At 66.6% G+C, this 24588-nt stretch carries 23 protein-coding genes and 1 pseudogene; 13 read left to right on the plus strand and 11 right to left on the minus strand.

The genetic code is table 11. The features are described 5' to 3' along the window. Nucleotides 1-115 precede the first annotated feature (115 nt). The gene (locus EDF23_RS06385; RefSeq protein WP_123340216.1) at nucleotides 116-865 is read right to left on the minus strand and encodes a GntR family transcriptional regulator; all 750 of its coding nucleotides are present in this window, start codon (nucleotides 863-865) and stop codon (nucleotides 116-118) included. 184 nt (nucleotides 866-1049) lie between these two features. Between EDF23_RS06385 and EDF23_RS06390 the strand changes: the two genes are divergently transcribed. The 6 genes from EDF23_RS06390 (at nucleotide 1050) to EDF23_RS06415 (ending at nucleotide 6349) form a co-directional block, all read left to right on the plus strand. Continuing rightward, complete coding sequence (locus EDF23_RS06390) at nucleotides 1050-1937, plus strand: carbon-nitrogen hydrolase family protein (RefSeq protein ID WP_131921169.1); 888 nt, start codon at nucleotides 1050-1052, stop codon at nucleotides 1935-1937. A 2-nt stretch (nucleotides 1938-1939) separates the two neighbouring features. After that, on the plus strand, nucleotides 1940-2719 hold the full coding sequence (locus EDF23_RS06395) for an ABC transporter ATP-binding protein (protein WP_131921171.1): 780 nt from the start codon (nucleotides 1940-1942) through the stop codon (nucleotides 2717-2719). After that, nucleotides 2716-3552, plus strand: coding sequence for an ABC transporter permease (locus EDF23_RS06400; protein WP_123340214.1), 837 nt, complete (start codon nucleotides 2716-2718; stop codon nucleotides 3550-3552). Before EDF23_RS06395 ends, EDF23_RS06400 begins: the two co-directional genes overlap by 4 nt. 69 nt (nucleotides 3553-3621) lie before the next feature. Further along, entirely contained in the window at nucleotides 3622-4677 is a 1056-nt protein-coding gene (locus EDF23_RS06405) for an ABC transporter substrate-binding protein (RefSeq protein WP_131921173.1), read from the plus strand. Nucleotides 4678-4754: 77 nt separating this feature from the next. Further along, nucleotides 4755-4934 carry a hypothetical protein gene (locus EDF23_RS06410; protein WP_123293793.1) on the plus strand — a complete coding sequence of 60 codons (180 nt, stop codon included), beginning with the start codon at nucleotides 4755-4757 and terminating at the stop codon, nucleotides 4932-4934. Further along, nucleotides 4931-6349 carry an amidase gene (locus tag EDF23_RS06415; protein ID WP_207895453.1) on the plus strand — a complete coding sequence of 473 codons (1419 nt, stop codon included), beginning with the start codon at nucleotides 4931-4933 and terminating at the stop codon, nucleotides 6347-6349. The genes EDF23_RS06410 and EDF23_RS06415 overlap by 4 nt, the downstream gene beginning before the upstream one ends. Nucleotides 6350-6522: 173 nt before the next feature. On the opposite strand, the gene EDF23_RS06420 is transcribed toward EDF23_RS06415, so the two are convergent. Continuing rightward, a complete protein-coding gene (locus EDF23_RS06420) occupies nucleotides 6523-7134 on the minus strand; it encodes a TetR family transcriptional regulator (protein ID WP_123293792.1) in 612 nt (203 codons plus the stop codon). Nucleotides 7135-7245: 111 nt separating this feature from the next. On the opposite strand from EDF23_RS06420, the gene EDF23_RS06425 reads away from it, so the two are divergent. After that, nucleotides 7246-8103, plus strand: coding sequence for an enoyl-CoA hydratase/isomerase family protein (locus EDF23_RS06425; protein ID WP_131921175.1), 858 nt, complete (start codon nucleotides 7246-7248; stop codon nucleotides 8101-8103). Nucleotides 8104-8161: 58 nt separating this feature from the next. Here EDF23_RS06425 and EDF23_RS06430 read toward each other — a convergent pair whose 3' ends face one another. The 5 genes from EDF23_RS06430 to EDF23_RS19575 form a co-directional block, all read right to left on the minus strand. Next, complete coding sequence (locus EDF23_RS06430; RefSeq protein WP_123340211.1) at nucleotides 8162-8935, minus strand: GntR family transcriptional regulator; 774 nt, start codon at nucleotides 8933-8935, stop codon at nucleotides 8162-8164. Nucleotides 8936-9054: 119 nt separating this feature from the next. Then, entirely contained in the window at nucleotides 9055-10563 is a 1509-nt protein-coding gene (locus tag EDF23_RS06435) for an FGGY family carbohydrate kinase (RefSeq protein ID WP_243648831.1), read from the minus strand. Further along, nucleotides 10560-12005 carry an FGGY family carbohydrate kinase gene (locus EDF23_RS06440; RefSeq protein ID WP_165901031.1) on the minus strand — a complete coding sequence of 482 codons (1446 nt, stop codon included), beginning with the start codon at nucleotides 12003-12005 and terminating at the stop codon, nucleotides 10560-10562. The genes EDF23_RS06435 and EDF23_RS06440 overlap by 4 nt, the downstream gene beginning before the upstream one ends. A 41-nt stretch (nucleotides 12006-12046) precedes the next feature. After that, nucleotides 12047-12886, minus strand: coding sequence for a class II fructose-bisphosphate aldolase (locus EDF23_RS06445; RefSeq protein ID WP_131921179.1), 840 nt, complete (start codon nucleotides 12884-12886; stop codon nucleotides 12047-12049). 255 nt (nucleotides 12887-13141) lie between these two features. Beyond that, nucleotides 13142-13582, minus strand: a complete 441-nt coding sequence (locus tag EDF23_RS19575) for a hypothetical protein (protein ID WP_243648832.1) — start codon at nucleotides 13580-13582, stop codon at nucleotides 13142-13144. A 342-nt stretch (nucleotides 13583-13924) separates the two neighbouring features. On the opposite strand from EDF23_RS19575, the gene EDF23_RS19580 reads away from it, so the two are divergent. Then, nucleotides 13925-14506: a hypothetical protein gene (locus EDF23_RS19580; protein ID WP_243648833.1), complete on the plus strand. Its 582-nt coding sequence runs from the start codon at nucleotides 13925-13927 to the stop codon at nucleotides 14504-14506. A gap of 10 nt (nucleotides 14507-14516) precedes the next feature. On the opposite strand, the gene EDF23_RS06455 is transcribed toward EDF23_RS19580, so the two are convergent. Together EDF23_RS06455 and glpX are read right to left on the minus strand one after the other, a co-directional pair. Continuing rightward, a complete protein-coding gene (locus EDF23_RS06455) occupies nucleotides 14517-15818 on the minus strand; it encodes an MFS transporter (protein ID WP_165901033.1) in 1302 nt (433 codons plus the stop codon). 119 nt (nucleotides 15819-15937) lie between these two features. Continuing rightward, entirely contained in the window at nucleotides 15938-16942 is a 1005-nt protein-coding gene (glpX, locus tag EDF23_RS06460) for a class II fructose-bisphosphatase (protein WP_131921182.1), read from the minus strand. Nucleotides 16943-17125: 183 nt separating this feature from the next. Here glpX and EDF23_RS06465 point away from each other — a divergent pair, with 183 nt between their 5' ends. Both EDF23_RS06465 and EDF23_RS06470 read left to right on the plus strand, forming a co-directional pair. Next, nucleotides 17126-18121, plus strand: a complete 996-nt coding sequence (locus tag EDF23_RS06465; RefSeq protein ID WP_131921184.1) for an alcohol dehydrogenase catalytic domain-containing protein — start codon at nucleotides 17126-17128, stop codon at nucleotides 18119-18121. Nucleotides 18122-18147: 26 nt separating this feature from the next. Beyond that, the gene (locus EDF23_RS06470) at nucleotides 18148-19509 is read left to right on the plus strand and encodes an MFS transporter (RefSeq protein ID WP_123293783.1); all 1362 of its coding nucleotides are present in this window, start codon (nucleotides 18148-18150) and stop codon (nucleotides 19507-19509) included. A 111-nt stretch (nucleotides 19510-19620) separates the two neighbouring features. Here EDF23_RS06470 and lpdA read toward each other — a convergent pair whose 3' ends face one another. Both lpdA and EDF23_RS06480 read right to left on the minus strand, forming a co-directional pair. After that, a complete protein-coding gene (lpdA, locus tag EDF23_RS06475; RefSeq protein ID WP_123293782.1) occupies nucleotides 19621-21021 on the minus strand; it encodes a dihydrolipoyl dehydrogenase in 1401 nt (466 codons plus the stop codon). 23 nt (nucleotides 21022-21044) lie between these two features. Beyond that, nucleotides 21045-21665: a TetR/AcrR family transcriptional regulator gene (locus EDF23_RS06480; RefSeq protein ID WP_165901034.1), complete on the minus strand. Its 621-nt coding sequence runs from the start codon at nucleotides 21663-21665 to the stop codon at nucleotides 21045-21047. 133 nt (nucleotides 21666-21798) lie between these two features. Here EDF23_RS06480 and EDF23_RS19585 point away from each other — a divergent pair. The 3 genes and pseudogenes from EDF23_RS19585 to EDF23_RS06490 all read left to right on the plus strand — a co-directional run. Next, nucleotides 21799-22497: pseudogene (locus EDF23_RS19585) on the plus strand (alpha/beta fold hydrolase); the annotation flags it as partial. A gap of 150 nt (nucleotides 22498-22647) precedes the next feature. After that, on the plus strand, nucleotides 22648-23643 hold the full coding sequence (locus EDF23_RS19590; protein WP_243648851.1) for an NADP-dependent oxidoreductase: 996 nt from the start codon (nucleotides 22648-22650) through the stop codon (nucleotides 23641-23643). 60 nt (nucleotides 23644-23703) lie between these two features. Next, nucleotides 23704-24561, plus strand: coding sequence for an alpha/beta hydrolase (locus tag EDF23_RS06490; RefSeq protein ID WP_123293779.1), 858 nt, complete (start codon nucleotides 23704-23706; stop codon nucleotides 24559-24561). Nucleotides 24562-24588: the final 27 nt, after the last annotated feature.

Genomic DNA, 24588 nt, shown 5'->3' on the forward strand with positions numbered 1-24588 from the left:
CCAACGGTAGTCGCGGGCGAGTGGCTTCGTCGCTGAGGGAAAGCGCCGGTAGAGGGAGCCGCTGCGACCCCCTCGCACGGGCAAGCCTGCGTGTTCGTCCGCAAGGCACCTCCGCTCATGACCCTGAACCGGGGTTCCGTCGCAACGTGTTGCTGATCACGATGAGGTCGCCCCGGTAGTACCCGACCGCGAACTCGATCGGTCGGCCGGTGGCGTCCGTGAGGAGCCGATGCTGCACCAGGAGCGGCGCGGACGGCTCGGTGGCGAGCAGCTCGGCGACCGCCGGGTCGGCCGGCACCGCCCCGGTGCGCACCGCGGCTTCACCGAGTTCGATGCCCGCCGCCTCGAGGAACCCCCACGTACCCGCATCCACGCCGGGTGTCTCCGCCCCGGGCTCCCGCAAGCCGAGGTCACTCCTGAAGTAGCTGGTCCACAAGACAAGGGGATCACGCGACGCCGTGATGCGTTCCCACCGGATGACCGGAGTCCCGCCTGGAACGACCAAGTTGTCCGCGACCACTTGCGGCGCGGGGACGAGCTCCCAGGAGAGCTTCCGGTAGTGGATCGCATTGCCCTCGACGGTGCTGTGTCCTGGCTCGCCGATCGCGCGTAGCTGGTTGAGGTGGTGGACGATCACGTGCGCCGTAGGTTCCGTTCCCTGGCCGCGGACTCGTCGGATGAGTCGCTCCGACACAAGGAGATCGAGCGCCTCGCGGACCACGTTCCGGCCGACCTGGTGTCGCCGGATCAGTTCGTCCTCGGACGGCAGCGCGGCAATCCCGCCGTCTCCGCGGAGCAGTTCGTCGCGGAGCATGTCGCGCAGCAGCCGTGCGCGGTGATGGCGACGTTCGAGGTACTTCGGCATGGGACCTCAGGGTCGCACACGCCGGGCGCCGGAGCACGAGGGGGCGGGAGTTTCGTGGCGTTGCGTCTTGGGTGGAACGCGGAAGCCCCGGTCAGGAGGCATTCGTGGACGAGTGAGTGGTGGCTTAGCAGGGGCGTAACGAGAGCGTGACGGGGCGGAAACCCCTGTGGATCACGCTCCTCTCATGCCCCTCACCACCATCGCCACCGTGTCGATGCCGGTCGTGTACGACCCTGACACGAACCTCACCGTGATGCTCGGCCGCATCCGGGATGCTGCCGAACTCGGTGCCGACCTGGTGGTGTTCCCGGAACAGGCCTTGCAGGGCTACCTCACGGACACGCTCAGTCTGGACTTCGAGAACGTCCGCTACCAGCAGCAGAACGCCGAGACAGTGCCGAACGGCCCGCGGGTGAGTGCGGTGATCGAGGCCGCGGTCGAGCAGAGCCTGCACGTCGTGTTCGGGCTGACCGAGCGCGACGACCGGTACGCGGATGTCCTCTACAACACCGTCGTCCTTGCCGGTCCGGACGGCTACATCGGCCGGTACCGCAAGGTGCACCAGCCCGGGGACGAGAAACACGTCTACCACCCGGGCGCCGGGTTCCCCGTGTTCGAGACGGGCATCGGCCGGATCGGGATGCTCATCTGCTACGACAAGTGCTTCCCCGAGACGACTCGGGCGCTCGCGCTGCAGGGCGCGGAGATCCTCGTCATGCCGACCGCGTGGGCGTACGACGACGCCGACGAAGCGGCCGACGACGACATCCGTGTCGACCAGTACACGCTCTTCGGCCGCGTCCGGGCGCTGGAGAACCAGGCGTGGATGGTCGAGTCGAACGTCGTCGCGCAGCAGGGGAACCTCAACTACCACGGGCACTCACGGATCATCGACCCGAACGGCGTCATCCGCGCCGACACCGGGCCGACCGAGGGCATCGCGTGCGTCACCGTCGACGTCGAGGACACCATCCTCCGAGCCCGCGGCATCGACTACATCGGCTACCACTTCCTCAAGGACTACGTCCCCGTGCCCGCAACAGTCGGGCGCTACGGGGCAGGAACGGAATGACCATGTCCCATGCGATCGAGGTCCAGGGCATCGGGAAGCGCTACGGCGACGGCCCGCTCGTCCTGGACGGCATCGACTTCCACGCGAAGGCCGGCGAGTTCGTCTCCTTCGTCGGACCCTCCGGCTGTGGCAAGTCCACCCTCTTCAACATCATCACCGGGCTGCTCGCCCCCACCGAGGGTCGCGTCCTGGTCAACGGGAACGACACCACGGGCAACCCGAACCGGTCGATCGGCTACGTCCTGCAGAAGGACCTGTTGATGCCGTGGCGGACGATCGTGCAGAACGTGGTCCTCGGCCTCGAGGTGCACGGGGTCCCACGGCGCGAGGCGCGCGAGCGGGCGTCGGCCCTGTTCGACACGTACCACCTGTCCGGCCGCGAGGACAGCTACCCGGGCCAGCTCTCGGGTGGCATGCGGCAGCGTGCAGCGCTCATGCGGACGATGGTCACCGACCCAGACATCATCCTGATGGACGAGGCGTACAAGGCCCTCGACTACCCGCTGAAGATCCAGCTCGAGAGCGAGCTGATGGACACCGTGAAGGCGGCGGGCAAGACGGTCGTGTTCGTCACGCACGACATCGAGGAAGCCGTCACCCTGAGTGACCGCGTCTACGTCCTCAAGGCCCATCCCGGACAGGTCGTGCAGGAGATCGAGATCGACCTCGGCACCGACAGCCACGCCATCAACGAGCGCCGCCTCGCGCCGGCGTTCAACGACTACTACGAGGCGATCTGGCGCTCCATCGGCACCGGCGCCCGGACGGAGCGCGCAGCATGACCGCCATCCAGATCGAAGAAGCAGCCACCGGCGCAGTCCGGACCGCACCCGAACGCCGCACCCGACCGCGGTCGTCGAGGCGACGCAGCGTCCTCGTGTCGATCCAGATCGCGATCGTCGTCGCCTTCCTGGCGGCCTGGCAACTCGGGGCGTCCGCGGGGTGGATCAGCACGTTCCTGTTCTCGAGCCCCGGGCAGATCGTCACGGTGCTCGCGCAGAACGTCGGGACCGGCGAGCTGTGGACCGACCTCGGCGTGACCGCGCAGGAGGTGCTCATCGGATTCGTGATCGGAGCCCTCGGCGGGTCGCTCCTCGGCCTCCTGCTCTGGTACTCGCGGTTCGTCGCCGACCTCTCCGCGCCCTTCATCACCGCGATCGGGTCGATCCCCGTCCTCGCCGTCGCGCCGATGATGATCATCTGGTTCGGCACCGGTCTGGTGTCGAAGGTCGTCATCGTCGCGTTCTCGTGCGTCATCGTCTCGCTGACGAACGCCTACCGCGGTGCGCAGAAGGTCGACACCGACCTCCTCGACCTGATGCGCTCGTTCGGCAGTTCCAAGACCCAGGCGTTCACCAAGGCCATCGTCCCCGGGGCGATGTCCTGGGTCATCGCCGGCCTCAAGCTCAACGTCGGGTTCGCGATCATCGGCGCCGTGGTTGGGGAGTTCATCTCGTCCTCTGCGGGTGTCGGTCACATGATCGTCACCGGATCGTCGAGCTTCGCCATGAACCAGGTGCTCGCCGGCGTCGTCGTCGTGATGGCGATGGTCCTGGTCTTCGGCCTCCTGATCGATCTGCTGGAGCGCGTCCTGCTCCGGTGGGATCGCCGCTGACCCACAGCGGAAACCCCTCCCACCTCACCCTCCTTCCCTGCGCTCCTCCCACCGAAAGGGCTGTGCCCCATGCGATCTCCCCTCCCTCGACGCGCCCGCGTCCTCACCCTCGTCGCGGCGACCGCCGCCACACTGGTCGCACTCACCGGGTGCGCGTCCGGCTCCAGCGCGGCCGACTCGGCCGACGGCGAGACCCAGGACGTCACCATCAACCAGGCAGTTCAGACCCTCCTCTACCTGCCGCTCTACGTCGCCCAGGAGAAGGGCTACTTCGAGGACGAGGGCGTGAACGTCAAGATCGACACCGGCGGATCCGGCAACGCCTCATTCGCCGCGGTGCTCGGCGGCTCAGCCGGGTTCTCCATCCAGGACCCGGTGTTCTCCGCCAAGTCCCACGAACAGGGCGGTGAGGGTGTCATCGTCGCCGGCGTACAGAACGCCCCCGCCGAGTTCCTCGTCGGCAAGGACGACGCGAGCGCGCAGGACGACCCCACGATCCTGAACGGCAAGAAGGTCGTCGTCTCCCCGTCACCGGACTCCACCTGGGCACTCATGACGAAGATGATCGACACGTACGACCTCAAGGACGTCGACCTCATCAACGTCTCCCTCGGCAACGAACTCGCCGCCGTCGCATCCGGCCAGGCCGACTACGCGGTCGTCCCGGAGCCCTCGGTCAGCCAGGCCGTCGACCAGCAGGACATGCACGTCGTGTACTCATGGCCGGCCGCCGGCGACGAGTGGAACCCCTTCGCGTTCTCGTCACTCACCTCCACCCAGAAGTACGTGAAGGCGAACCCCGAGGCGACGCAAGGCGTCGTCAACGCATTCCAGCGGGCCTACAACTACATCTACTCAGACGAGGCCGGCACCATCGAGGTCGCCGAGAAGTACTTCCCGAAACTCGACAAGTCCACGGTCGCCTCCGCCGTCAAGCGGGAGATCGAGGCGGACGGCTACCCGCACGGTGCGACCGTCACCGAGGAAGCCTGGGACCACAACCTCCAGCTCGCTGCCGACATCGACAACGTCAAGAAGTACCCGGCCGACGCCACCTCGTACGACACGAACGTCGACACCACCTTCTCGGGCAAGGCCGAGACGTCCTACCCCGCGAAGAACTGATCGACCCCACCACCCAAGGCGGGGCCGCCACCCGGCGGCCCCGCCTTCCCCGCCTTCCCCGCACCAGAGGAGCTCCCATGGACGCGACCGCCCGCCAGACTCTGACCGAGGAGTGGACGGCTCGCGGACGCTCCATCGCCGCCTTCGTCACCGCGAACATCCCACCCGAGGTCGTCCCCGTCTCGGTCTTCGACCACGCGCAGGCGGGACCGGCCGCTGCGGACACCACCGACGCCCGCGACGGAGCCCGCCCGTGACCGACCTCCACCGACCGATCGCGGAACTCGCCGGCATGCTCCGCTCCGGAACGACCACCGCCGTCGCACTCGTCGAGCAGAGCATCGCCCGCATCGACGAGCAGGCGGACCTCGCCGCCTTCGTCCACGTCGACCGTGACGGCGCCCGGGCCGCCGCAGCACGAGCTGACGCCGAACTCGCCGCCGCCGTCGACCGCGGTCCACTGCACGGCCTGCCCGTCGCGGTGAAGGACAACATCGACGTCGCCGGACAGCACACCCGCGCCGGCAGCCTGCTCCTCGGCGACGAGCCCGCCACGCACGACGCCACCGTCGTCACCAGCCTGCGCGACGCCGGTGCGGTGCTCGTCGGCCGCACGAACATGCACGAGCTCGCGTGGGGCGGCACCACGGACAACCCCCACACCGGACGCGCGCGGAACCCGTGGAACCGAGATCGGGTCCCCGCCGGGTCCTCCGGCGGGTCCGGCATCGCGGTCGCGGCCGGCATGGTCGTCGCGGCACTCGGGACGGACACGGGAGGCTCGGTGCGGCTCCCCGCGTCGGTCAACGGCGTCAGCGGGTTGCGTCCCACCATCGGTCGAGTCAGCAACGCCGGTGTCGTCCCACTCGCGTGGACCATGGACACCGTCGGGCCGCTGGCCCGGACTGCGGCGGACACCGCCGTCGTGCACGACGCGATCGCGGGGTGGGACCAGCGCGACCGGACCACGCGACGCGAGCCGGTCCACCCGACCGCGCCGAGCCTCCAGGCCGTCGACCCCGCCACCCACCTGCGCGGCCTCCGGGTCGGTGTGATCGCCGACTACGCGCTCGTCGGCAACCAACCCGATGTCACCGCCGGCGTGCGCGCCGCGCTCGACGCGCTCGTCGCCGCTGGCGCGGTGGTCACCGAGATCCACGTGCCCGGTGTGGACGAGCTCGTGGATGCGCAACTCGTGGTCGACGCTGTGGAGCCGAGCGCGATGCACCTCGACCTCCTGCGCACCAGGCCGGACGACTACGGCGACGACGTCCGGACGCATCTGGAGATCGGGCTCCGCTACTCAGGCGTCGAGTACGTGCAGGCGCAGCGTTTCCGAGCGTGGTTCCGCGACGGGCTGCTCGAGGCGATGCGCGACGTTGACGTCCTCGTGACACCGACCCTGCCGTTCACGGCGCTGCCGCACGGCGCGGAGAGCGTCGAACTCGACGGGGGGCCGGCGTCGCTCACGGCCGGGAACATGCGGTACACAGCGATCGGCAGCATGGCGGGCGTCCCCGGACTCAGCGTTCCGATCGGGCTCGACCGGGACGGACTCCCGATCGGGATGCTCCTCACCTCCCGAGCGTTCGACGAGACGCGAGCACTCGCAGCCGGGAACGGGTATCAGGCAATCACGTCGCATCACCTGCTGCGACCGCAGCTTCCTTGACCGCCCGCATGCCAGCCTGTGCTCGCGAGCAACTGCGCACCGCACGTCAGAGGTCGAGTCGCAGCCTCCGCACGCTCAGGCGGGAGCCCATCGACCGCGACGAAACAGTGTCGTGGCTGACCACTCGTCACCGTGCCGACGACCGCCGAACTCGGCCGGTTCACCGTTGGACGTCAAGTGTCTGTGCTCGGACGGCCGAGGCCACCCGATCGCGTCAGCGCAGCGAACGCAGCGTCTGTCAGCTCATCCAGCGGCGAGATGCCGTTGTCCTCGACCCAACCGTCGTAGGCCACCATCAGGCAGCCGACAGCAGCCATCACTCGCGTGCGCACCGCGATGATCGGCGTCCCGACCCGGGGCTCGCGTTTGAGCAGGAGGTCAACGAGTTCTGGGCGCCAAGTCGCCTGCTTCTCGTGAAGGCGTGCCCAGAGCGCGGGGGTGGACCAGACGAGCCGGATCCTGTCGAGGCCGTCCGCCGCATCTTGCAGCAGATCCACTGCCGGAGCAACCGCGGCGCGGAGCGCCGACCAGGCGTCCTCGGTCAACGGCTGGGTAGCGAGAACCGCGGCCATCTGGTCGCCAACGGTGTCGAAGACGTGCAAGACCACGTCCTCTTTGCTGCCGAAGTAGCGCAAGAAGGTGCTGCGTGAGACACCTGCTTCTCTCGCGAGGTCGTCGAAGGTGATGGCGTCGAAACCCGACTCGAGGAATTTCCGCAGACCGACGGCACCGAGTTCGTTGCGAACGGCGGCACGCCCGATCGCTCGCGTACTGGTCCCGTGCATCCGACCATCCTACGAGCCTTGACTTCAGTTGCAGGTACGAATTCTTGTGTCTACAGTGACACTCAGTGTCAAACAAGGCGCTGATGTTCATGCGATACGGAGAGAACACCCATGACCTACGACCTGCCCGCCCTGCACATCTCGGTAGCTGATGGGGTCGCCCATGTCACCATCGACAATCCCCCCTTGAACCTCTCTGACGGGACTCTCCTACCATCGCTGCGCCGGTTCGTCTCGCAGGTGCGTGGCGACGAAGCCGTCCGCGTGATCGTCTTCGACAGCGCTGATCCCGACATCTTCGTGGCGCACGGCGACACTCGGTTCATCACAGAACCCGAGGTGATGGCAGCCGCCGGCGCGGCAACGATGGCGGCGAATCCGGATGCGGAGTTTCCTGCGGACATGAACCTCATGCAAGTTGTCCACGAGGAAGTGCGCTCTCTCCCTCAGATCACGATCGGGAAGCTGACCGGCCTCGCCCGCGGCGGTGGCAACGAATTCCTCATGGCGTTGGACATGCGCTTTGCCGCCATCGGTAAAGCCGGTCAAGCCCAGCCCGAGGTGCTCATGGGCATCATGGCCGGTGGCGGAGGGACGCAGTACTTGACCTCGCTCGTCGGCAGGGCTCGTTCCCTCGAGATCCTCCTCGGCGCCCAGCTCGTCGATGCCGAACTCGCCGAGCGCTACGGGCTGGTGAACCGGGCTCTGCCGGCGGACGAGATCGATGAGTACGTCGGTTCACTGGCACGTCGGATCGGTGAGCTGAGGCCCGAGGTCGTCTTCGCCGTCAAGGAGGCGGTGAACACGGTTCCGAGCGGAGTGACGCGAGCAGGCCTCGCAACGGAGAATGCGCTTCTCGGTCCGTTGTTCACCGCCGACGCGGCAGAGCTTGCTCACCGACTCCTCGACGCCGGCATGCAGACCCGTGCCGGCGAACTCCGCCTCGAGGCACTGATCAGCGAGATCTGACGGCTTGGGCGCCGGCTTCTCCATGCGAGACCGGCGCCCAGCAGTCACCGTTCACAGCTCAATGGCCGGGGATGTCGACCGAGCTGACGTTCACCTCGAGCGGGACGACGTCGGTTCGCACCCATGTCTCGTACACGTCGAAGCGTTCTTCGTTCTTCGTCCAGGACGTGGATTGCACGCAGATGACCGGCTCGCCGCGCACGACTTCCAGAGCTTCAGCGACTTCAGCAGTCGCGGCCCGCGCACGGATCGTGCGGTGCGCGCCGCGGAGTGGGTAGCCGGCACGCGTCAGCAGCTCGGAGAGGGACCCAGTTCCGTTGAGCACGGCTTCCGAATCGCCGACGATCGGGGCGACGCTTGGCGGACTGTAGTTGACGCTGTACACGGCAGGGACACCGTCCAGGTGGCGAAGGCGGACGAGTTCGAATCCCTCGACTCCGACCGCGACTTCGAGCAAGGCGGCGACGAAGTCCGGCAGCTTCGCTCTCCCCGATCGCAGGACGGTGGTGGTCACGGCGCGGTTCTGTCGTCCGACCGCGTTCTCAAGGAACCCTTCGGTGTTCTGGATCATCCATCCACGGTCGGACGACGGCCGCGACGCGAAGACACCTCGATTCGGGACACGCTGGGCTAGTCCTCGACTCTCAAGGAGCTGCAGGGCCTGCCGGACGGTCGCGCGGGCGATTCCGTACTCAGCGGAGAGGTCCAGTTCGCTCGGCAAACGGTCCCCCACAGCGATCGCCCCGGTCTCCACGCGGACCTGGAGCACATCAGCGAGCTGTTCGTAGTACGGCACAGGCGACTGCCGGTCAATGGCCTGTTGCTCGCTCATCCTGGCTCTCCTCGCATCGCACCCGGGGCGGCATGACACCACCACGTAGACGGTATGACCATCTCATACGGACAACCCGTACAGCCACCGCACGGTGCTCCGCTCCCGACCGATCTCAGCTATTGGACTGCAGGTTGCGAGGATCGCGCCGCCGTCTTCTCGAAGTACCCCATCGCCACCTTCGCAGCGTCATGCTGCTGCGAGATCTGCGTTTCGGTTCGCAGCGGGGCGAGTTCGTCGCCGTTCGTCGACCAGACCGGGAACGCCCCTTGCAGCGCAGCAAGCGCCTGCATCGCCGCTCCCTTGGCGACGTACTCCTCGGGATCGGGGACGACAACAGGTACGTCGACCATCTGCGTCAGGATGTGCTGAACCGCCTCACTTTGCGCAGCACCACCGATGAGGACGACGCGTTCCGTGACGATGCCGCACCGCTCCAACGCTTCAAGCATCTCGACCTGGCTCGCAAGGGTTCCTTCGATGATGGCCCGCGCGAAGTTCGGACGGTTGAAGTTGGTCAGGGACGCTTGATGCAGTGAGGCTCTCGCGTGGGGCAGATCCGGAGTCCGCTCTCCTTCGAAGTACGGCAACAGGGTCAGACCGTTCGCACCTGCCGGGGCAGAGAGCGCAAGGTCCGAGAGTTCGTCGAACGAGCAGCCGAGCAGTGCGGCGCCGAGTTCGAAGTTCCGGCCGGCGTTCAGGGTCGCAACGAGCGGTTGGAACTTGCCAGTGGCGTCCGCGTAGTTGCAGACGTATCCGGCGTAGTCGTGGATCGGCGTTTCGGACTGCGTGTAGACGACCCCGGAGGTTCCGAGAGAGAGCACGGTGTCGCCGGCGCTGACGTCGAGCGCGAGGGCTGCGGCTCCGTTGTCACCGCTGCCAGCGCCCACGACGATTCCTGCGGGGATGCCGGGGATACCTCCACCGGTCACACCGGCGCGGTCGAGCGGTCCGAGGATCTTCGGAAGGGTCACGGTCTTGCCGAACGCATGCTCGACGAGGTCCATGCAGTACTCACCGGTCTCCGGCGACCAGTACGCGGTTGCCGCGGCGTCCGATCGGTCGGTGACGAGAGCATCCAGGCCGCCGTGCCCGCTTCCGTACCCCAGGAGGCGCCAGGTGAGCCAGTCGGGGACGATCGCCACCGCGGCAGTTCGCTCGGCTGCCGCCGGGTCCGTGTCTCGCAGCCAGCGGAGCTTCACGACTGTGTCCGAGAGCGTGAGCGGCAGGCCCGTTCGGCGGATCCACGTGTCTCGACCGAGTTCCTCGTTCAGGCTGACCATCTGGCCGTGGGAACCGGTGTCGTTCCAGAGCGGTGAATCGCAGACGACCTCGCCGTCCTCGTCGAGGAAGACCGGAGTGTGCTGTTGACCGCTCACCGCGATCGCTTGCACGTCTTCGAGTCCGCCTGCACGCTCAACCGCTGTGAGCAGCGCCTGCCACCACCGATCCGGGTGGACGATCGTGCCGGACGGGTGTGACGCCTTCCCTTCCCGCACACGGTTGCCGGTCGCGGCGTCTCGAACAGTGACCTTGCACATCTGCGTGGATGAGTCGATTCCTGCGATCAGCATCGTCGACCTCCTTTGGGTTACGGAAGTTGTCTCAGACGGTTCGAACAGCCTCATGCGGGGAGACCCTTGAGGTAGTCCCACTGGGGCTGGATCGTTGCTCGCCATTGAGCGAGTGCCTCGCGTCGAGCCGTGTCGACGTCCACATCTTCCGGATCGCTGTCCTGCCAACTGAGCCGCTGGTCGGAGGCGAGGGCTTGCGCGCCGCGGGAGACGACCTCCGGGAATCGGGAGGCTGTGAGCGGTGTGCCGAGGAGGTCCGCCTTCAGCTGCTGCCAGAGCGGGTTCCCGCCTGCGGGCCCGATCACCTTCACGCGGCTCGCCGTGACTGGGAAGAGGTCGAGCACGTCGGAGAACTGCAGTGCCATCCCGAGGAAGCAGCCCAGGATGAGTTCGTTGGCGGTCGTGTCGGTCTGCAGCCCGGCGATCGCGCCGCGTGTTCGAGCGTTCTTCGTCGGCGGGGGGCTCCCGCGGAACTGCGGGAGGATCACGGGCAAGCGGTCGAGCGCCACGTCGCCGGCGACGTACTCCTGGTGGATGCCGGAGATGCTGTCAGCGAGTTCCGATGCGGAACGACCGAGCAGTCCCTGCAACGTCGCGAACGCCGAGCCACCAGTCGGGATCGAGGCGAACAGCGTGTAGTCGGACCCGGTGCAAGAGATTCCGTTCGCGAGCTTCGCGCGTCCTGCTGCCGGACCGAGAGTCGGTGCGTCGGTCAGGAACAGCAAGCCCTCGGTCGTCCCGGTCGAATTCAGCAGCTCGTTGTGTTCAAGGTCGGCGCCGACGGCACCGACCATGTGATCGTGGCCGGCGACGTGGACCATGACAGAGGTGTCCAGTCTGAGCTCCGCGGCCCGAACGGGCGAGAGCGTCGTGCCTTCGGAAGCGGTGCGGAGGTCGGGGAACCGGCTGACGTCCAGATCGAAGAAGTCGCACATCTCGGCCGACCACGTCCTGGCCGCGAGATCGAGCGCCATCGTCCTGCTGGCGAGGGAGAACTCCGACCATCGTTCGCCGGTCAGTTCGGCCGCTACGAACTCCGCCACGTTCAACCACTGCGCATCAGCAGCCCCCGAGCCAGCGTTGTCCACGGCCCACGCCACTTTCGAGATGCCGTAGTTCGGGTTCACCGGGAGTCCAGTGATCGCGTACACGCGATCGCGGCTGAAGACATCGAAGTCCTCGAGCCAGTCCGCTCCACGGTGGTCGTGCCAGAGGATCATCGGCGATGCCAACGACCCATCGGGGCGGACCAGCCCGCCGGACTCTCCCACACCGGCGATCGCGATGCGACGCACCGAACGTCGTGCCGCATCGTCGAGGCCGCGGACGAAGTCGGCGATCTGCTGCAGCAGCGCCTCCACCTGGTAGACCTCTCCCCAAGCGTCCCGGGTCGTCGGCGTCGGGTGCTTCGTCGAGACGACGACGCCGCCCACGTCGTCGAACAGGCACAGCTTGATGCTGGTCGTGCCGATGTCGACCGTGATGGTAGGGAGCACGGGGTGAGGTCCTTCGGTTCGGCGCTGAACGCGGTGACAGGTCAGGCGACGGATGGGTTCAGCGTGCGGATACGCTTCTCGACTACTTGGGTGATGGCGGCGACCGCGTCCGTGGAGACTCGGATCAGCGACGCCTCCTTCGGGTTGGCGTTGTAGGCCTCGCCGAACGAGCGGATCATCGCGTTCCGGAGATCGCTGGCAACGTTGACCTTCACGACGTTGTACTCGTGTAGCTGCGCGAGCTGCTCATCGGGCAGTCCGGAACCGCCGTGGATGACGAGCGGGACCGGGCTGGCGTCGCGGACGGCGGCGAGCAGCTCGAAGTCGATCGCGGCGTTCGGGACGTACCCGTGCTGGTTCCCGACCGATACCGCGAGCATGTCGCACCCGGTCGCGGCGACGAACTCGGCGGCCTGCTGGGGGTCGGTGTGTGCCGCGAACTCGGGAGCGACGTCGTCCTCCTTGCCGCCGATGCTGCCGAGCTCTGCTTCGAGAGCGAGCGACGACGGCGTCAGCTCTCGTGCGATCTTCGAGACGCGCACGTTCTCGTCGTAGTCGTACTCGGAGTAGTCGATCATGATCGAGGTGAAGTCCGCCGCAAGCGCATCCCTCACAGCATCGAGCGACTTCCCGTGGTCGAGGTGCAGCGCCACCGGGACGTCGCACTCTGCCAACCGGCGGCTGACCATGTCGTAGATGTACTCGAACCCTGACAGCGCCGCGTTGGTCGGAGCGACCTGGATGAACGTCGGAACGCCGACCTTCTCGATCGCTGCGACGATCCCCATCGTCGTTTCGATGTTCGTGGTGTTGAACGCGCCGGCGACGAGCCCGCGTGAAGTGCACTCGTTGATGACGTCGATACCGCTGACAAGAGGCAAGAGGGTTCCTTTCGGCCTGCACCGACGGCGTCGCGACGTGCAAGTCGCCGTGTTTTCGGAGCGCTTCGGTGGTCTCGGCGGCTTCCAAGGGGCGCACGCGGCGGCGCGGATGATTGCGTCATCGCGTCGCTGCGACGGAGATCCGTCTCGGCCGAACCGCCTGGGTTCCCGTCCATGGTAGGCAGGTTGGTACAGATTGTCTAGTCCATATGTACAGTCCAGCGAATTGTCCACATCGGGCTGTTGCGGTCCCGCTCATGGGACAGAATGACGCTCGTGAAGCGCGCACACCGGGGTCCGATCGTCTGCGGGGTCGACATCGGCAGTACCAACACGAAGGTCGTCGGTCTGGGTGCTGACAGTCGAGTCGTCAGCCGAGCCCAGCGACAGACCCCGCGCGACGACACCGATCTGTCCATCGACGCGCAGCAATTGCTTCGGCTCATCGAGGACATGCTCCTCGAGGTCTGCGGGACAGAGTTCGCCGTTCATGCGGTCTGCGCCGTCGGTGTCGGCGAGGACGGCATCCCCGTCGACGCACAACTGCGCCCAACGGCGTCGGCGCTCGCCTGGTTCGATCCACGACGAGCCAGGCTGTTCACCGCCGTCGCCCCGCAGCTCGCTGCAGCTGACGGAGTCGGCGTCGGCGACGATGCCGCAAGAACGCTCGTCGGTTGGCTCTGGGCCCGTGAGCAAGGACAGCTCGAATCCGCAGCAGGCTGGGTATCACTCACTGACTACGCAGCCAGCGCTTGGTCCGGCACCGCCTTCATGAGCGACTCGATCGCGGCGCGGACCGCAGCCTGGGACGGAAGAACTCGCTCATGGGTGCTGGCGCGAGTGGAGAGCACTCTGCGGGATCCGACGCTCCTGCCGAAGGTCCTCACCGCAGGTGAGGCCGTCGGACCGATCCTGTCGAGGCGCTTGGACGCGGCCGGAGTGCTTGCCCCAGGCGCACTCGCGATCGCTGGCGGCCACGACCATCCGATCGGCGGGTGGGCAGTGGACCGGCTAGACCAAGGAGCAGTACTCGACTCCATGGGAACCGCGGAAGTCGTCGTGGCGCAGGCGCCGGAGCAGGTGAACCGAACCACAGGAGTCGACGTCGCGCCCGGGATCCGGAACACCGGCACCTCACTCCTGTCGGTCGAGGAGTTCACCCGGAACGTCGAATGGGCGTCGCTCGACCCAGAGGTTGCGTCGGAACTGCGACTCATTGCGAGCGGTCGAAGGAAGCCGGACGGGTACGTGGACTCGGACGTGTTCGTCGCGGGCGATCGCGGCGGAGGCCGACCGAAGTACTCCGTCGGAGCTCCCGCGAAGGCGACATCGAGGGCGGCGGCGGTACTCGGCGCCCTCGCGCGGGTCGGCGCCGATGCGATCGACGAAGTCACCGCGCTGATGCCCGCACCAGGGCACGTGTACGTGGCCGGTGGATGGTCACGTGCGCCCGGCTGGCTCGCGATCAAGGAACAGGTCAGCGGACGGCGGATGCAGATCGTGCACGAGCCGGAAGTCGCAGCCGTCGGCGCAGCGATGCTCGCGGCGGCCGCGCTGGACTGGGTAGTCGACGCCGATACCGTTATGCGCGCCGACACCAGCCACGAGAGCGCCCGGTGATGCCCCGCCCCTAGGGCAGGTCACCGTGCCTGTCCGCAGCCGCGATCCGGAGGTTGCGGGGATCTTCCTCGCTTCGGAGCGCGAGACACAGCAGCGCCCCGACGACGTACATCGCCACGAAGGTGCCGATGAGGATGGGAACGTTTGCTGCTCCGCCGAGGACACCGACAAGGACCGGGCCGATGAACGCCGAGAGGCCTGCCGCGAGCGTGTACACAGCGAGCGCGCTCCCGCGATCTTCCGCCGGGACGAACGAGGGGACCAAGGCCGTGAGAGGTACGAAGCCGGCCAGACCGATTCCGAGAATCGCCCAGCACAGGACGGTGAGCCAGAAGTTCGGGCCAACCAGCACCGGCACGATGTACAGCGAGGCGGCCCCGACCGCGCTCATGACACACCCGAACCAAAGCACTGTGCGTTGCCACCCAAACCGGTCGCCGAGGACTCCGAAGAAGAGGTTGGCGAAGATGTTCGCCGTGTAGACGATCGTCACGATCTGCAGGTACTGAGACTGCGTGAAGCCGATCTGTTCAGTGAAGAAGAACGGCGCGACGACGAAGAGCGCGAAGTTCGGCGCCGTGTTGATGAGCCGTACGAGTGCTCCGACACTGACCCGTGGCTGACGCCAGATGATCGTGAGTCCCTTGGCAAGCTCAGCGATCGCGCTGTCGCCGTTGTGCGCGGGTCCGGCGTGCTGTCGGTCTCGGACGCCGAGGATGGCGGTGAGTGCCCCGAGGACCACGAGGCCCGTCGCAAGCCAGAAGGTGCCGACTTCACCGATGACCGGAATCGTCCAACTGGCCAGCAGCGATCCGAGCGTTGGCAGTCCAGCTCCGAATACGAACCAGAACCAGCCCACGGAGCTTCCGCGCTGCTCCGGTCGGGTCGCGGTGTTGATCCACACCAGGAACGCGTAGGCAAAGAACGGGTACCCGATGCCGCGAATCGAGTACGCGACGACGGCCACCCAGTGCACGTCAGCACCGACGCCGACGGTCAGGAACAGCGCCTCGAACACGACCCAAGTCACGGCGCCGATGATCATCACCTTGCGGGGGCCGAGGACCGAGGAGAGGGTGCCAGAAAGCCACGATCCGATGGTGACGAAGATGCCGTATGCGCTGATCGTCACCGCGGCAGCGGACTCGCTGAAGCCTTCTGTGTCCACGAGAAACGGCGACAGGTAGTTCGACTCGACTCCGTCCCCGATCATGAACAGCAGGACGCCGATGAACCCGAGTGCGAGTGGGGCGGGCAGGCCGAGCCGGTCGAGGAGCCCTCGACCCGTCGGCACTGCTGCGCTGGCGGTCATGGACTCGTTGGTCATCGCGCGTTCTCCTTCGAACGGATGTGGGGTGGGGGCCGCGCCGGACACCACGGAGGCGCGGCCCCCGACGAGTCACGGTTGATCGGACTCGCCAGTATTGAGAGCTAGAACCACTTCTCCGCACGGTGGTCCGCCTGGATGCGACGGATGGTGTTCGACCGCGACCGCAGCACGAGCGAGTCGGTGTGGATGACGCCGCGCGAGCGACGGACACCGTCGACCAGGACGCCGTCGGTGACGCCGGTGGCGACGAAGAACGTGTTGTCACCCGTGACCAGGTCGTCCTGGTCGAGGACCTTGTCCAGGTCGTGGCCGGCGGCGATGGCGCGCTCGCGCTCCTCGTCGTCCTTCGGCTGCAGCTTGCCGAGGATCACGCCGCCGAGCGCCTTGATCGCGCACGCCGTGATGATGCCCTCGGGGGTGCCGCCGACGCCGACGCACATGTCGATGGTCGAGCCGGGCAGGGCGGCGGCGATGCCACCGGCGACGTCGCCGTCGAGCAGTAGTCGCGTGCCGGCACCGGTCGCGCGGATGGCGCGGATCAGCTCGTCGTGACGGGGACGGTCGAGCACGGCCACGACCATGTCCTCGAGGTCCTTGCCCTTGGCCTTCGCCAGCGCGCGGATGTTGTCACCGATCGGCTTCTCGAGGTCCAGGACACCGCGACCCTCGGGGCCGGCGGCGATCTTGTCCATGTAGAACACGGCGGAGGGGTCGTACATCGAACCGCGGTCCGAGACGGCCATGACGGAGATGGCGTTCTGACGACCGGCGGCGGTGAGCGAGGTGCCGTCGATCGGGTCGACCGCGATGTCGCAAGCCGGGCCGTGGCCGTTGCCGACGTGCTCGCCGTTGTAGAGCATCGGGGCGTTGTCCTTCTCGCCCTCACCGATGACGACGACGCCGTCGAAGTTCACGGTGCCGAGGAACTTGCGCATCGCGTCGACCGCGGCGCCGTCGGCGAGGTTCTTCTCACCACGCCCGACCCACGGCTGCGCACGGATCGCGGCGGCCTCCGTCGCACGCACGAGCTCGAGGGCCAGGTTGCGGTCGGGCTGGAGGAACAGGGAACCGGTCTCCGTAGAGGGCTCGTCAGCGAGTGAAGGCATGGCTCCCATCATGTGACCTGCAACGATTTTTGTCTAGACAGTCCAACGCGTATAGACACAAGCAGCAATCTCGTCGTACTGTGTGTTAGCGGCTCGCCCAACGACGTAGCAGTCTCCGGGAGAACGCCCTGAAACGGCGGGTGCAACGCATCCGCGACGCGACTCCCGAGAGGATCAACGAAGATGCGCGCAGTAGTGCTCGACGGCACAGGCTCGATAGAAATCGCGGACATCCCCGCGCCGACGCCCGGCCCGAACGATGTCGTCATCGCCCCCGAGGCAGTCGGCATCTGCGGTACCGACATCCACCTTGCCTCCGGCGACTACCCCACCGGCACGTTCCCCGTCGTCCCCGGGCACGAGTTCGCCGGTACCGTCACAGCCACTGGTGCTGAGGTCACGAAGTTCGCCATCGGCGACCGCGTGTCGGTCGACCCGAACGTGAACTGTGGCCACTGCGAAGAGTGCCTCGCCGGCGCGACGAACCTGTGCGAGAACTTGGACCCGATCGGCGTGACCGTCAACGGCGCGTGCGCCGAGTTCGTCGCCGTGCCCGAAAAGGTCGTCTTCAAGCTGCCCGAAGGGGTCGATTGGGCAACTGGCGCCCTCATTGAACCACTCGCATGCGTGCTGCACGCGTTCGGGCGCATCAAGGCGATCGAAGGCCAGCGAGTCCTCATCTACGGAGCCGGCTCCATCGGACTGCTCGCTCTCGCGGTTGCGAAGGCGCGTGGCGCGAAGAGCATCGAGATCATCGAACCGAGCCCCGTCCGTCGCGACGCCGCGATCGACTTCGGTGCGGACTCCGCTGGGGCGCCTGGTACGAACTCCGGCGTGCAGGACATCGACCTCGTGATCGAAGCCTCCGGACACCCGGCGGCGGTCTCCGACGCTCTGACCCGACTGGCGAAGCGCGGCACGCTCCTGCAGATGGGCGTGGTCAGCCCCACCGCCACCATCGATCTCCGCCCGTACGACCTGTTCGACCGCGAACTCTCCATCGTTGGCTCGCAGTCCCTCGCTACCTCCTACCCCGACGCGGTCACCGAGATCGTCACCCTCGACGACCTCGCCCCCCGCACCGTCACCCACACCTTCGGGCTCGACGACTACGCCGCCGCGCTCGAGGCAGCGAAGTCCGAATCTGCCCGCAAGGTGCATCTCCTCCCGCAGCAGTGACGCTGCCCTCACGGAAGAAACCCGCCATGTCCACCACGCACATCCGTACCAGCGGCCCGGCCTCGACCGGCTTCATCGACCGACTCGGACTTCCCCGCCCGCTCGTCTGGGGCTTCGTCGGCCTGCTCCTCTTCATGATCGGCGACGGCGTCGAATCGGGCTACATCGCGCCGTTCCTCGCGAACAACGGCGCGGGCACCGAGACGAACGCCGCCATCATCATCTCCGTGTACGGCGCCGTCGTCACCATCGGCTCTTGGTTGTCCGGAGCCTTGTCCGACGTCTGGGGCCCCCGACGCGTGATGATCATCGGCGCCGTCACCTGGGCCGCACTCGAGGTGCTCTTCCTCGCCGTGGCACTCCCCACCCAGAACTACTGGCTGATGCTGGTCATCTACGGCCTCCGCGGTATCGGCTACCCGTTCTTCGCCTACGGATTCCTCGTCTGGGTCCTCGCGGGCAGTCCCGCACACCGGCTCGGATCGGCAGTGGGCTGGTTCTACTTCGCCTTCACCGGCGGCCTTCCCACGCTCGGATCCCTGCTCGCGAGCGGTACCGAGCCGCTCATCGGCGAGTACCTGACCCTCTGGATCTCGTTGGTCCTGGTGGCGCTCGGGGCCGTCGTCTCGCTCGTCGGACTGCGGGGCGCCAAGGGAGGGAACCGACTCGCCCGACCAGAGGTCACCACGGGACGCAGCATCGTGAACTCCGTCGCCATCGCCTTCACCAGCCCGCGTGTCGGCCTCGGCTGCCTCGTGCGGATCGTGAACACCGCGCCGCAGTTCGGTCTGTTCGTCTTCTTCCCGACGATCTTCGCGAAGGACCTCGGCTTCGGAACCGCCGGCTGGCTGCAGCTGGTCTTCGTCCTCGGGGCGGCGAACATCTTTGCGAACCTGTTCTTCGGAGTGCTCTCCGACCGGCTTGGGTGGCACCGCACGCTGCGGTGGTTCGGCTGCATCGGGTCGGCGGTCGCGGTCCTCGCGTTCTACTTCATCCCACAGGCCACCGACGAGTACTGGGTGTCCGTGCTGTGCGCTGCGTTCTTCGGTGTGACGTTGGCCGGCTTCACACCGATCTCCGTGCTCATGTCCCTCATGGCACCGGGGCAGAAGGGCAACTCCATTGCAGTGCTCAACCTGGGTGCCGGCGCTGCGACGTTCGTCGGACCCCTGATCGTTGCGATCTTCCTCGCACCGCTCGGAGCTGGCGGTGTGACGATCATCTTCGCCGCGCTCTACGTCCTCGCTGGCATCTCCGTTCGTTGGCTGCGCGTCCCTGAGGAGTCCGCGAAGGTCGTTGCCACCGGCGGCACGCTGCAGGACCTCGCCGAGGACCCTGAGATGGTCGCTGGCACGCCGGCTCCGGGAACGCCGGAGCAGCTGAAGTAACGACTTCTCGGCCGCACCGTTCGGCGGCCGGGAGCTACGAGGGTGGACGCGATCGCGTCCACCCTCGTTTCATGTGCGACCGCGCGCGATGCGACAGGCCACGCAACCGGCTCAGAGGTTGATCATGTGGCCGGTCAGTCCGTGGAACGCTTCTTGGAGCGCTTCTCCGAGTGTCGGGTGGGTGTGCACGTTGCGGGCAAGCTCCGCGGCCGTGAGGTCCCACTTCTGCGCGAGCGTGAGTTCGGGCAGCAACTCTGCGACGTCGGCACCGATCATGTGTGCGCCGAGGAGTTCGCCGTGGGCGGCGTCGGCGATGAGTTTCACGAACCCGCTCGGCTCGCCGAGGCCCTGCGCTTTCCCGTTCGCGGTGAAGGGGAACTTTGCGACGATGATCTCGTGGCCGTCGTCGCGAGCTTGCTGTTCAGTGAGGCCGAAGGATGCGACCTGCGGCTGCGTGAAGGTGGCGCGCGGCATCATCCGGTAATCGCCGAGCGGCAGGGTCTCCGCGCCAGCGATCGTCTCTGCTGCGACGATGCCTTGCGCCTCCGCGACATGGGCGAGTTGCAGTTTTGCGGTCACATCGCCGATCGCGTAGATGTGAGGGACGTTCGTTCGCATGAAGTCGTCGATCGCGATCGCGCCGCGTGTGGTGAGCTGTACGCCGGTGGCCTCGAGGCCGAATCCGAGAACGTTCGGGGCGAAGCCGACGGACATCAGCACACGGTCTGCTGTGATCACGTCAGTCGCCCCGGCCGCGTCGACGTAGGAGACGTCGACGCTCCTGCCGGAATCGGTGACGGTGTCGACGCGGGAGGAGGTCAGGATGTCGATGCCGAGCTTCTTGTACTGCCGGGTGATCTCCTTCGACACCTCCGGGTCCTCGTTGGGGAGGGCCCGGTCCAGGAACTCGATGATCGTGACGTCGACGCCGTAGTTGCGGAGCACGTACGCGAACTCCATGCCGATGGCACCGGCGCCGATGACGATCAAAGAAGCGGGCAGCTCGCGCTCGAGGATCTGGGTTTCGTAGGTGACGACGTTGCTGCTCAGTTCGACGCCTGGGAGGCTGCGGACGGTGGATCCCGTGGCGATGATCGCATCGTCGAACGTCACCGTTTCCGCGCCGCCGCCGGTGAGTTGGACGTCGATGGTCTGGGCATCGCGGAACACACCGTATCCGTCGATCTCGGCGATGCCGTTCTTCTTCATCAGGTAGTGCACGCCCTTCACGCGGCCGTTGGCTACGCGCCGGCTGCGATCGAACGCGACGCCGTAGTCGAACTGGACGGTGCCGGAGATGCCGAAGACGTCTGCTTGGCGTGTGACGGTGTGCGCCAGCTCGGCGTTGCGCAGCAGCGCCTTCGAGGGGATGCAGCCCACGTTCAGGCACACCCCTCCCCAGTAACGGCTCTCGATGACGCCGACCTGCATACCGAGTTGCGCGGCGCGGATCGCGGCCACGTAGCCCCCTGGTCCAGCTCCGAGGATGACGAGGTCGTAGTGAGTGCTCATGGTGCCCTTCCTTCCGGGTTCGCTTACGCGGCGGTTTTCGCTGCGGTGGTACAAGGCAGGCAGGCGTCGACCTGAGTGCGGATGTCGGCAAGGACCTCGTCGAGGGAACGCTGCGCGAACACCGTGGCGGTGGTGCTGACGTGCACGATCGCGGTGACGACGCGAGCAAGCACTTCCGCGTCCTCAGCGGGTACACCACTGCCTTCGAGACGGCGCGCGACGCCCGCCTCCAAACGGCCGGAGAGCATCAGGCCGGTGCGCCGGTGGGGCTCGTCGGGATCTCCGAAGACAAGCTCGTGGAGGTACGTACGGCCGTTCTCAACCTGCTCGCGGACGCACTGCACAACGGGCATCAGCACCGCCATCACACGACACGTCTGCCCCACAGGCTCGGGCGCAGCGAGGCCCTGCTCTACGGCGTCTGCAAACTTGTCGTTCTGCACCATGATCAACAGTTCCGCCTTCGTCGCCGCGTAGAGGTACAAGGTGCCGATCGCTACGTCGGCGCGATCCGCGACCTGCTGCGTCGTCACACCGCTCACGCCACGCTCCGCGAACATCTCACGCGCCGCCCGCATGATGCGGTCGCGCTTGTCGGTCTTGGCCCGTTCGCGCCGCCCTACTGATTTCTCTTGTAGTGCCACAACATCTCCTTGACAAGATAACTGAGTTGACTCAAACTTGAGTCTACTCGGGGTTACCGACGTTTCGAAAGGTCGAGAGGACTCATCCATGAGGCTCAGTAAGGGGCCCTGGCGCGATGTACCGACGAGAACCATGGCAGCAGCCGGGACACAGTTCGCGGTTCGTGAGTACGGAGCGCACTCGGAAGTCCCGCTCGTACTCCTGACGCATCTCGGTGCGAATCTGGACAGCTGGGATCCTGCCGTCGTGGATGCTCTGGCGCTGGACCGTCGTCTCATCGCCATCGACTACCGCGGCGTCGGCGCATCCGCCGGCGTGGTAGCGGACACCTTCGACGCTATGGCTGCCGATGTGATCGCTGTGCTCGGGGCACTCGAGTACGAACGGATCGATCTGTTTGGGTTGTCGATGGGCGGCATGGTCGCTCAGGCCCTGCTCGGCCAAGCACCCGAGCTGGTCGAGCGGGTGGTCCTTGCTGGCACGGGACCGCAGCACGGCCCGGGGCTGAAGGCGATGACCGGGGTCGCGATCCGTAGCACCGTACGGGCCGCGTTGACGCGCCGGGACCCGAAGCAGCTGCTGTTCTTCACCCGCAGTACCGCTGGCCGCGCCGCTGCTTCCGCGTATCTCCGGCGGCTGACCGAGCGGAACAGGAACAGGGACAGTTCCGTCACGCCAGCGGTATTCCGGGCGCAACTTCGCGCCGTGAACCGTTGGGGGGGACGCGGCGGCGCCGTCGGCGCCGTTGTGGTCCTCCCCAACACTGCTGATCCACGGCGAAGAAGACCGGATGGTCCCCGTCGTCAACGCACACGCCTTGCACGCACTCCTGCCGGACAGCTCCTTGGCCACCTTTCCGGACTCTGGACACGGTGTGGTGTTTCAACACTCCACGGCCGTCACCGACACCATCCGTCAGTTCCTTACCCGCTGACCGCCCGTTCGTATTCATCGCCCCTACCGACAGAGATGGAAGACATCATGCAGGCGTTCGTCCTGACCAAGTACAAGCAGCCCCTTGAACTCCGAGACACCCCCGAGCCCACCGTCGGCGAACGCGACGTCCTCGTCACGGTCGAAGCCGCAGGGCTCAATCAGCTCGACGAGAAGATCCGGGAGGGCGAGTTCAAGCCGATCCTGCCCTACAAGCTACCGACCACTCTCGGCCACGACGTCGCAGGGACTGTGATCCGGGTAGGAGGCAAGGTCAGCCATTTCAAGCCGGGCGATCAGGTGTACTCACGCCCGAGGGACCACCGCATCGGCGCGTTCGCCGAACGTATCGCCATCGACGAAGCCGACCTCGCACTCACGCCGACGACGATCACCACGATCGAGGCCGGATCGTTGCCGCTCGTCGCGCTGACCGCATGGCAGGCACTCGTGGAGCGCGGCAACGTCCAGCCCGGGCAGAAAGTCCTCATCCACGCCGGTTCTGGCGGTGTGGGCACAATTGCCATTCAGCTCGCGAAGCACCTCGGTGCCCACGTCGCCACGACGGCCTCTGCAGCCAACGCCGATTTCGTCCGCCAACTCGGCGCCGATGTGGTCATCGACTACCGCAGCCACGACTTCGAACAGGAACTCTCCGGCTACGACTTCGTCCTCGACAGTCTCGGCGGCGAAAATCTCGCCAAGTCGCTTCGCATTCTCAAGCCCGGTGGGAAGGCCGTCAGTATCAACGGTGCGCCCGATCCTGCGTTCGCGAAGGAAGCCCACCTGAATCCGGTCGTGAAGCTCGTCGTCGCTGGGCTGAGCCGCAAGGTGCGCGCCCAGGCAGTGAAGCTCGGCGTGACGTACGAGTTCCTGTTCATGCGAGCCGACGGTGCGCAGCTGCAGAAGATGACCGACCTCTTCGAGCGCGGGATCATCCGCCCTGTCGTCGGCGCGACATTCCCGTTCGAACAGATTCCGGCTGCACTGTCGTCGCTCGGGAAGACGAGTATCCGCGGCAAGGCCGTCGTCACACTCTCTTAGCCAGCATCCGACATCGAGACCGCACTCTCTCTTGATCCCAACGAAGAAAGCCCCGTCGTCATGAGCACTCCGACCGAACCCGTGATCACCTCGTACGCGAACGCGCCCGCGAAGACCATCACCACCGGCGGCGACACGTTCGCCTACCGGGAGCTTGGACCCGAGGGCGGCATTCCGGTGGTGTTCTTCACCCACCTTGCTGCGACCCTGGACAACTGGGACCCACGGCTCGTCGACCCGATCGCCAAGCAGCGCCACGTGATCACCTTCGATCAGCTCGGAGTCGGCGCCTCCAGTGGCGCCGTCCCAGCCACCCTCGAACAGGCAGCGGACGACGCCTATGCGTTCATCACCGCCCTCGGCTACGACAAGATCGACGTCTTCTCCTTCTCCATGGGAGGCATGATCGCGCAGGATCTGACTGTCAAGCATCCATCCCTGGTCCGCAAACTCGTTCTCACCGGGACCGGCCCGCGCGGCGGCAAGGACATGGACAAGGTCGTCGGGGCCACCTACTACGACATCCTTCGCGCCGCCCTCACCCGGTCCGATCCGAAGGAGTTCCTGTTCTTCAACCGAGACGTCCCCGGCAAGAAGGCCGGCAAGGCGTTCGTGGAACGGCTCAAGGAGCGCACGGTTGACCGCGACAAGAAGATCAACAACAAGGCGTTCGGCACCCAGTTGAAGGCGATCCAGCGGTTCGGGCGCTCACAGCCGTCGGATCTGTCCGTGATCATGCAGCCGACCCTCATCGCCAACGGTGACCACGACCGCATGGTGCCATCGGTGCTGTCGACTGATCTGCGGAACCGGATCGCGAACAGTGAGCTGATCATCTACCCCAACTCCGGTCACGGCGGCATCTTCCAGTACTGGGAGGAGTTCGCCCCTGTCGCGGTGAAGTTCCTCACTGACTGAGCCCACCTCGGAAGGGCGGCAGTGCCG

The organism is Curtobacterium sp. PhB128 (assembly GCF_004340725.1).
GTDB lineage: Bacteria > Actinomycetota > Actinomycetes > Actinomycetales > Microbacteriaceae > Curtobacterium.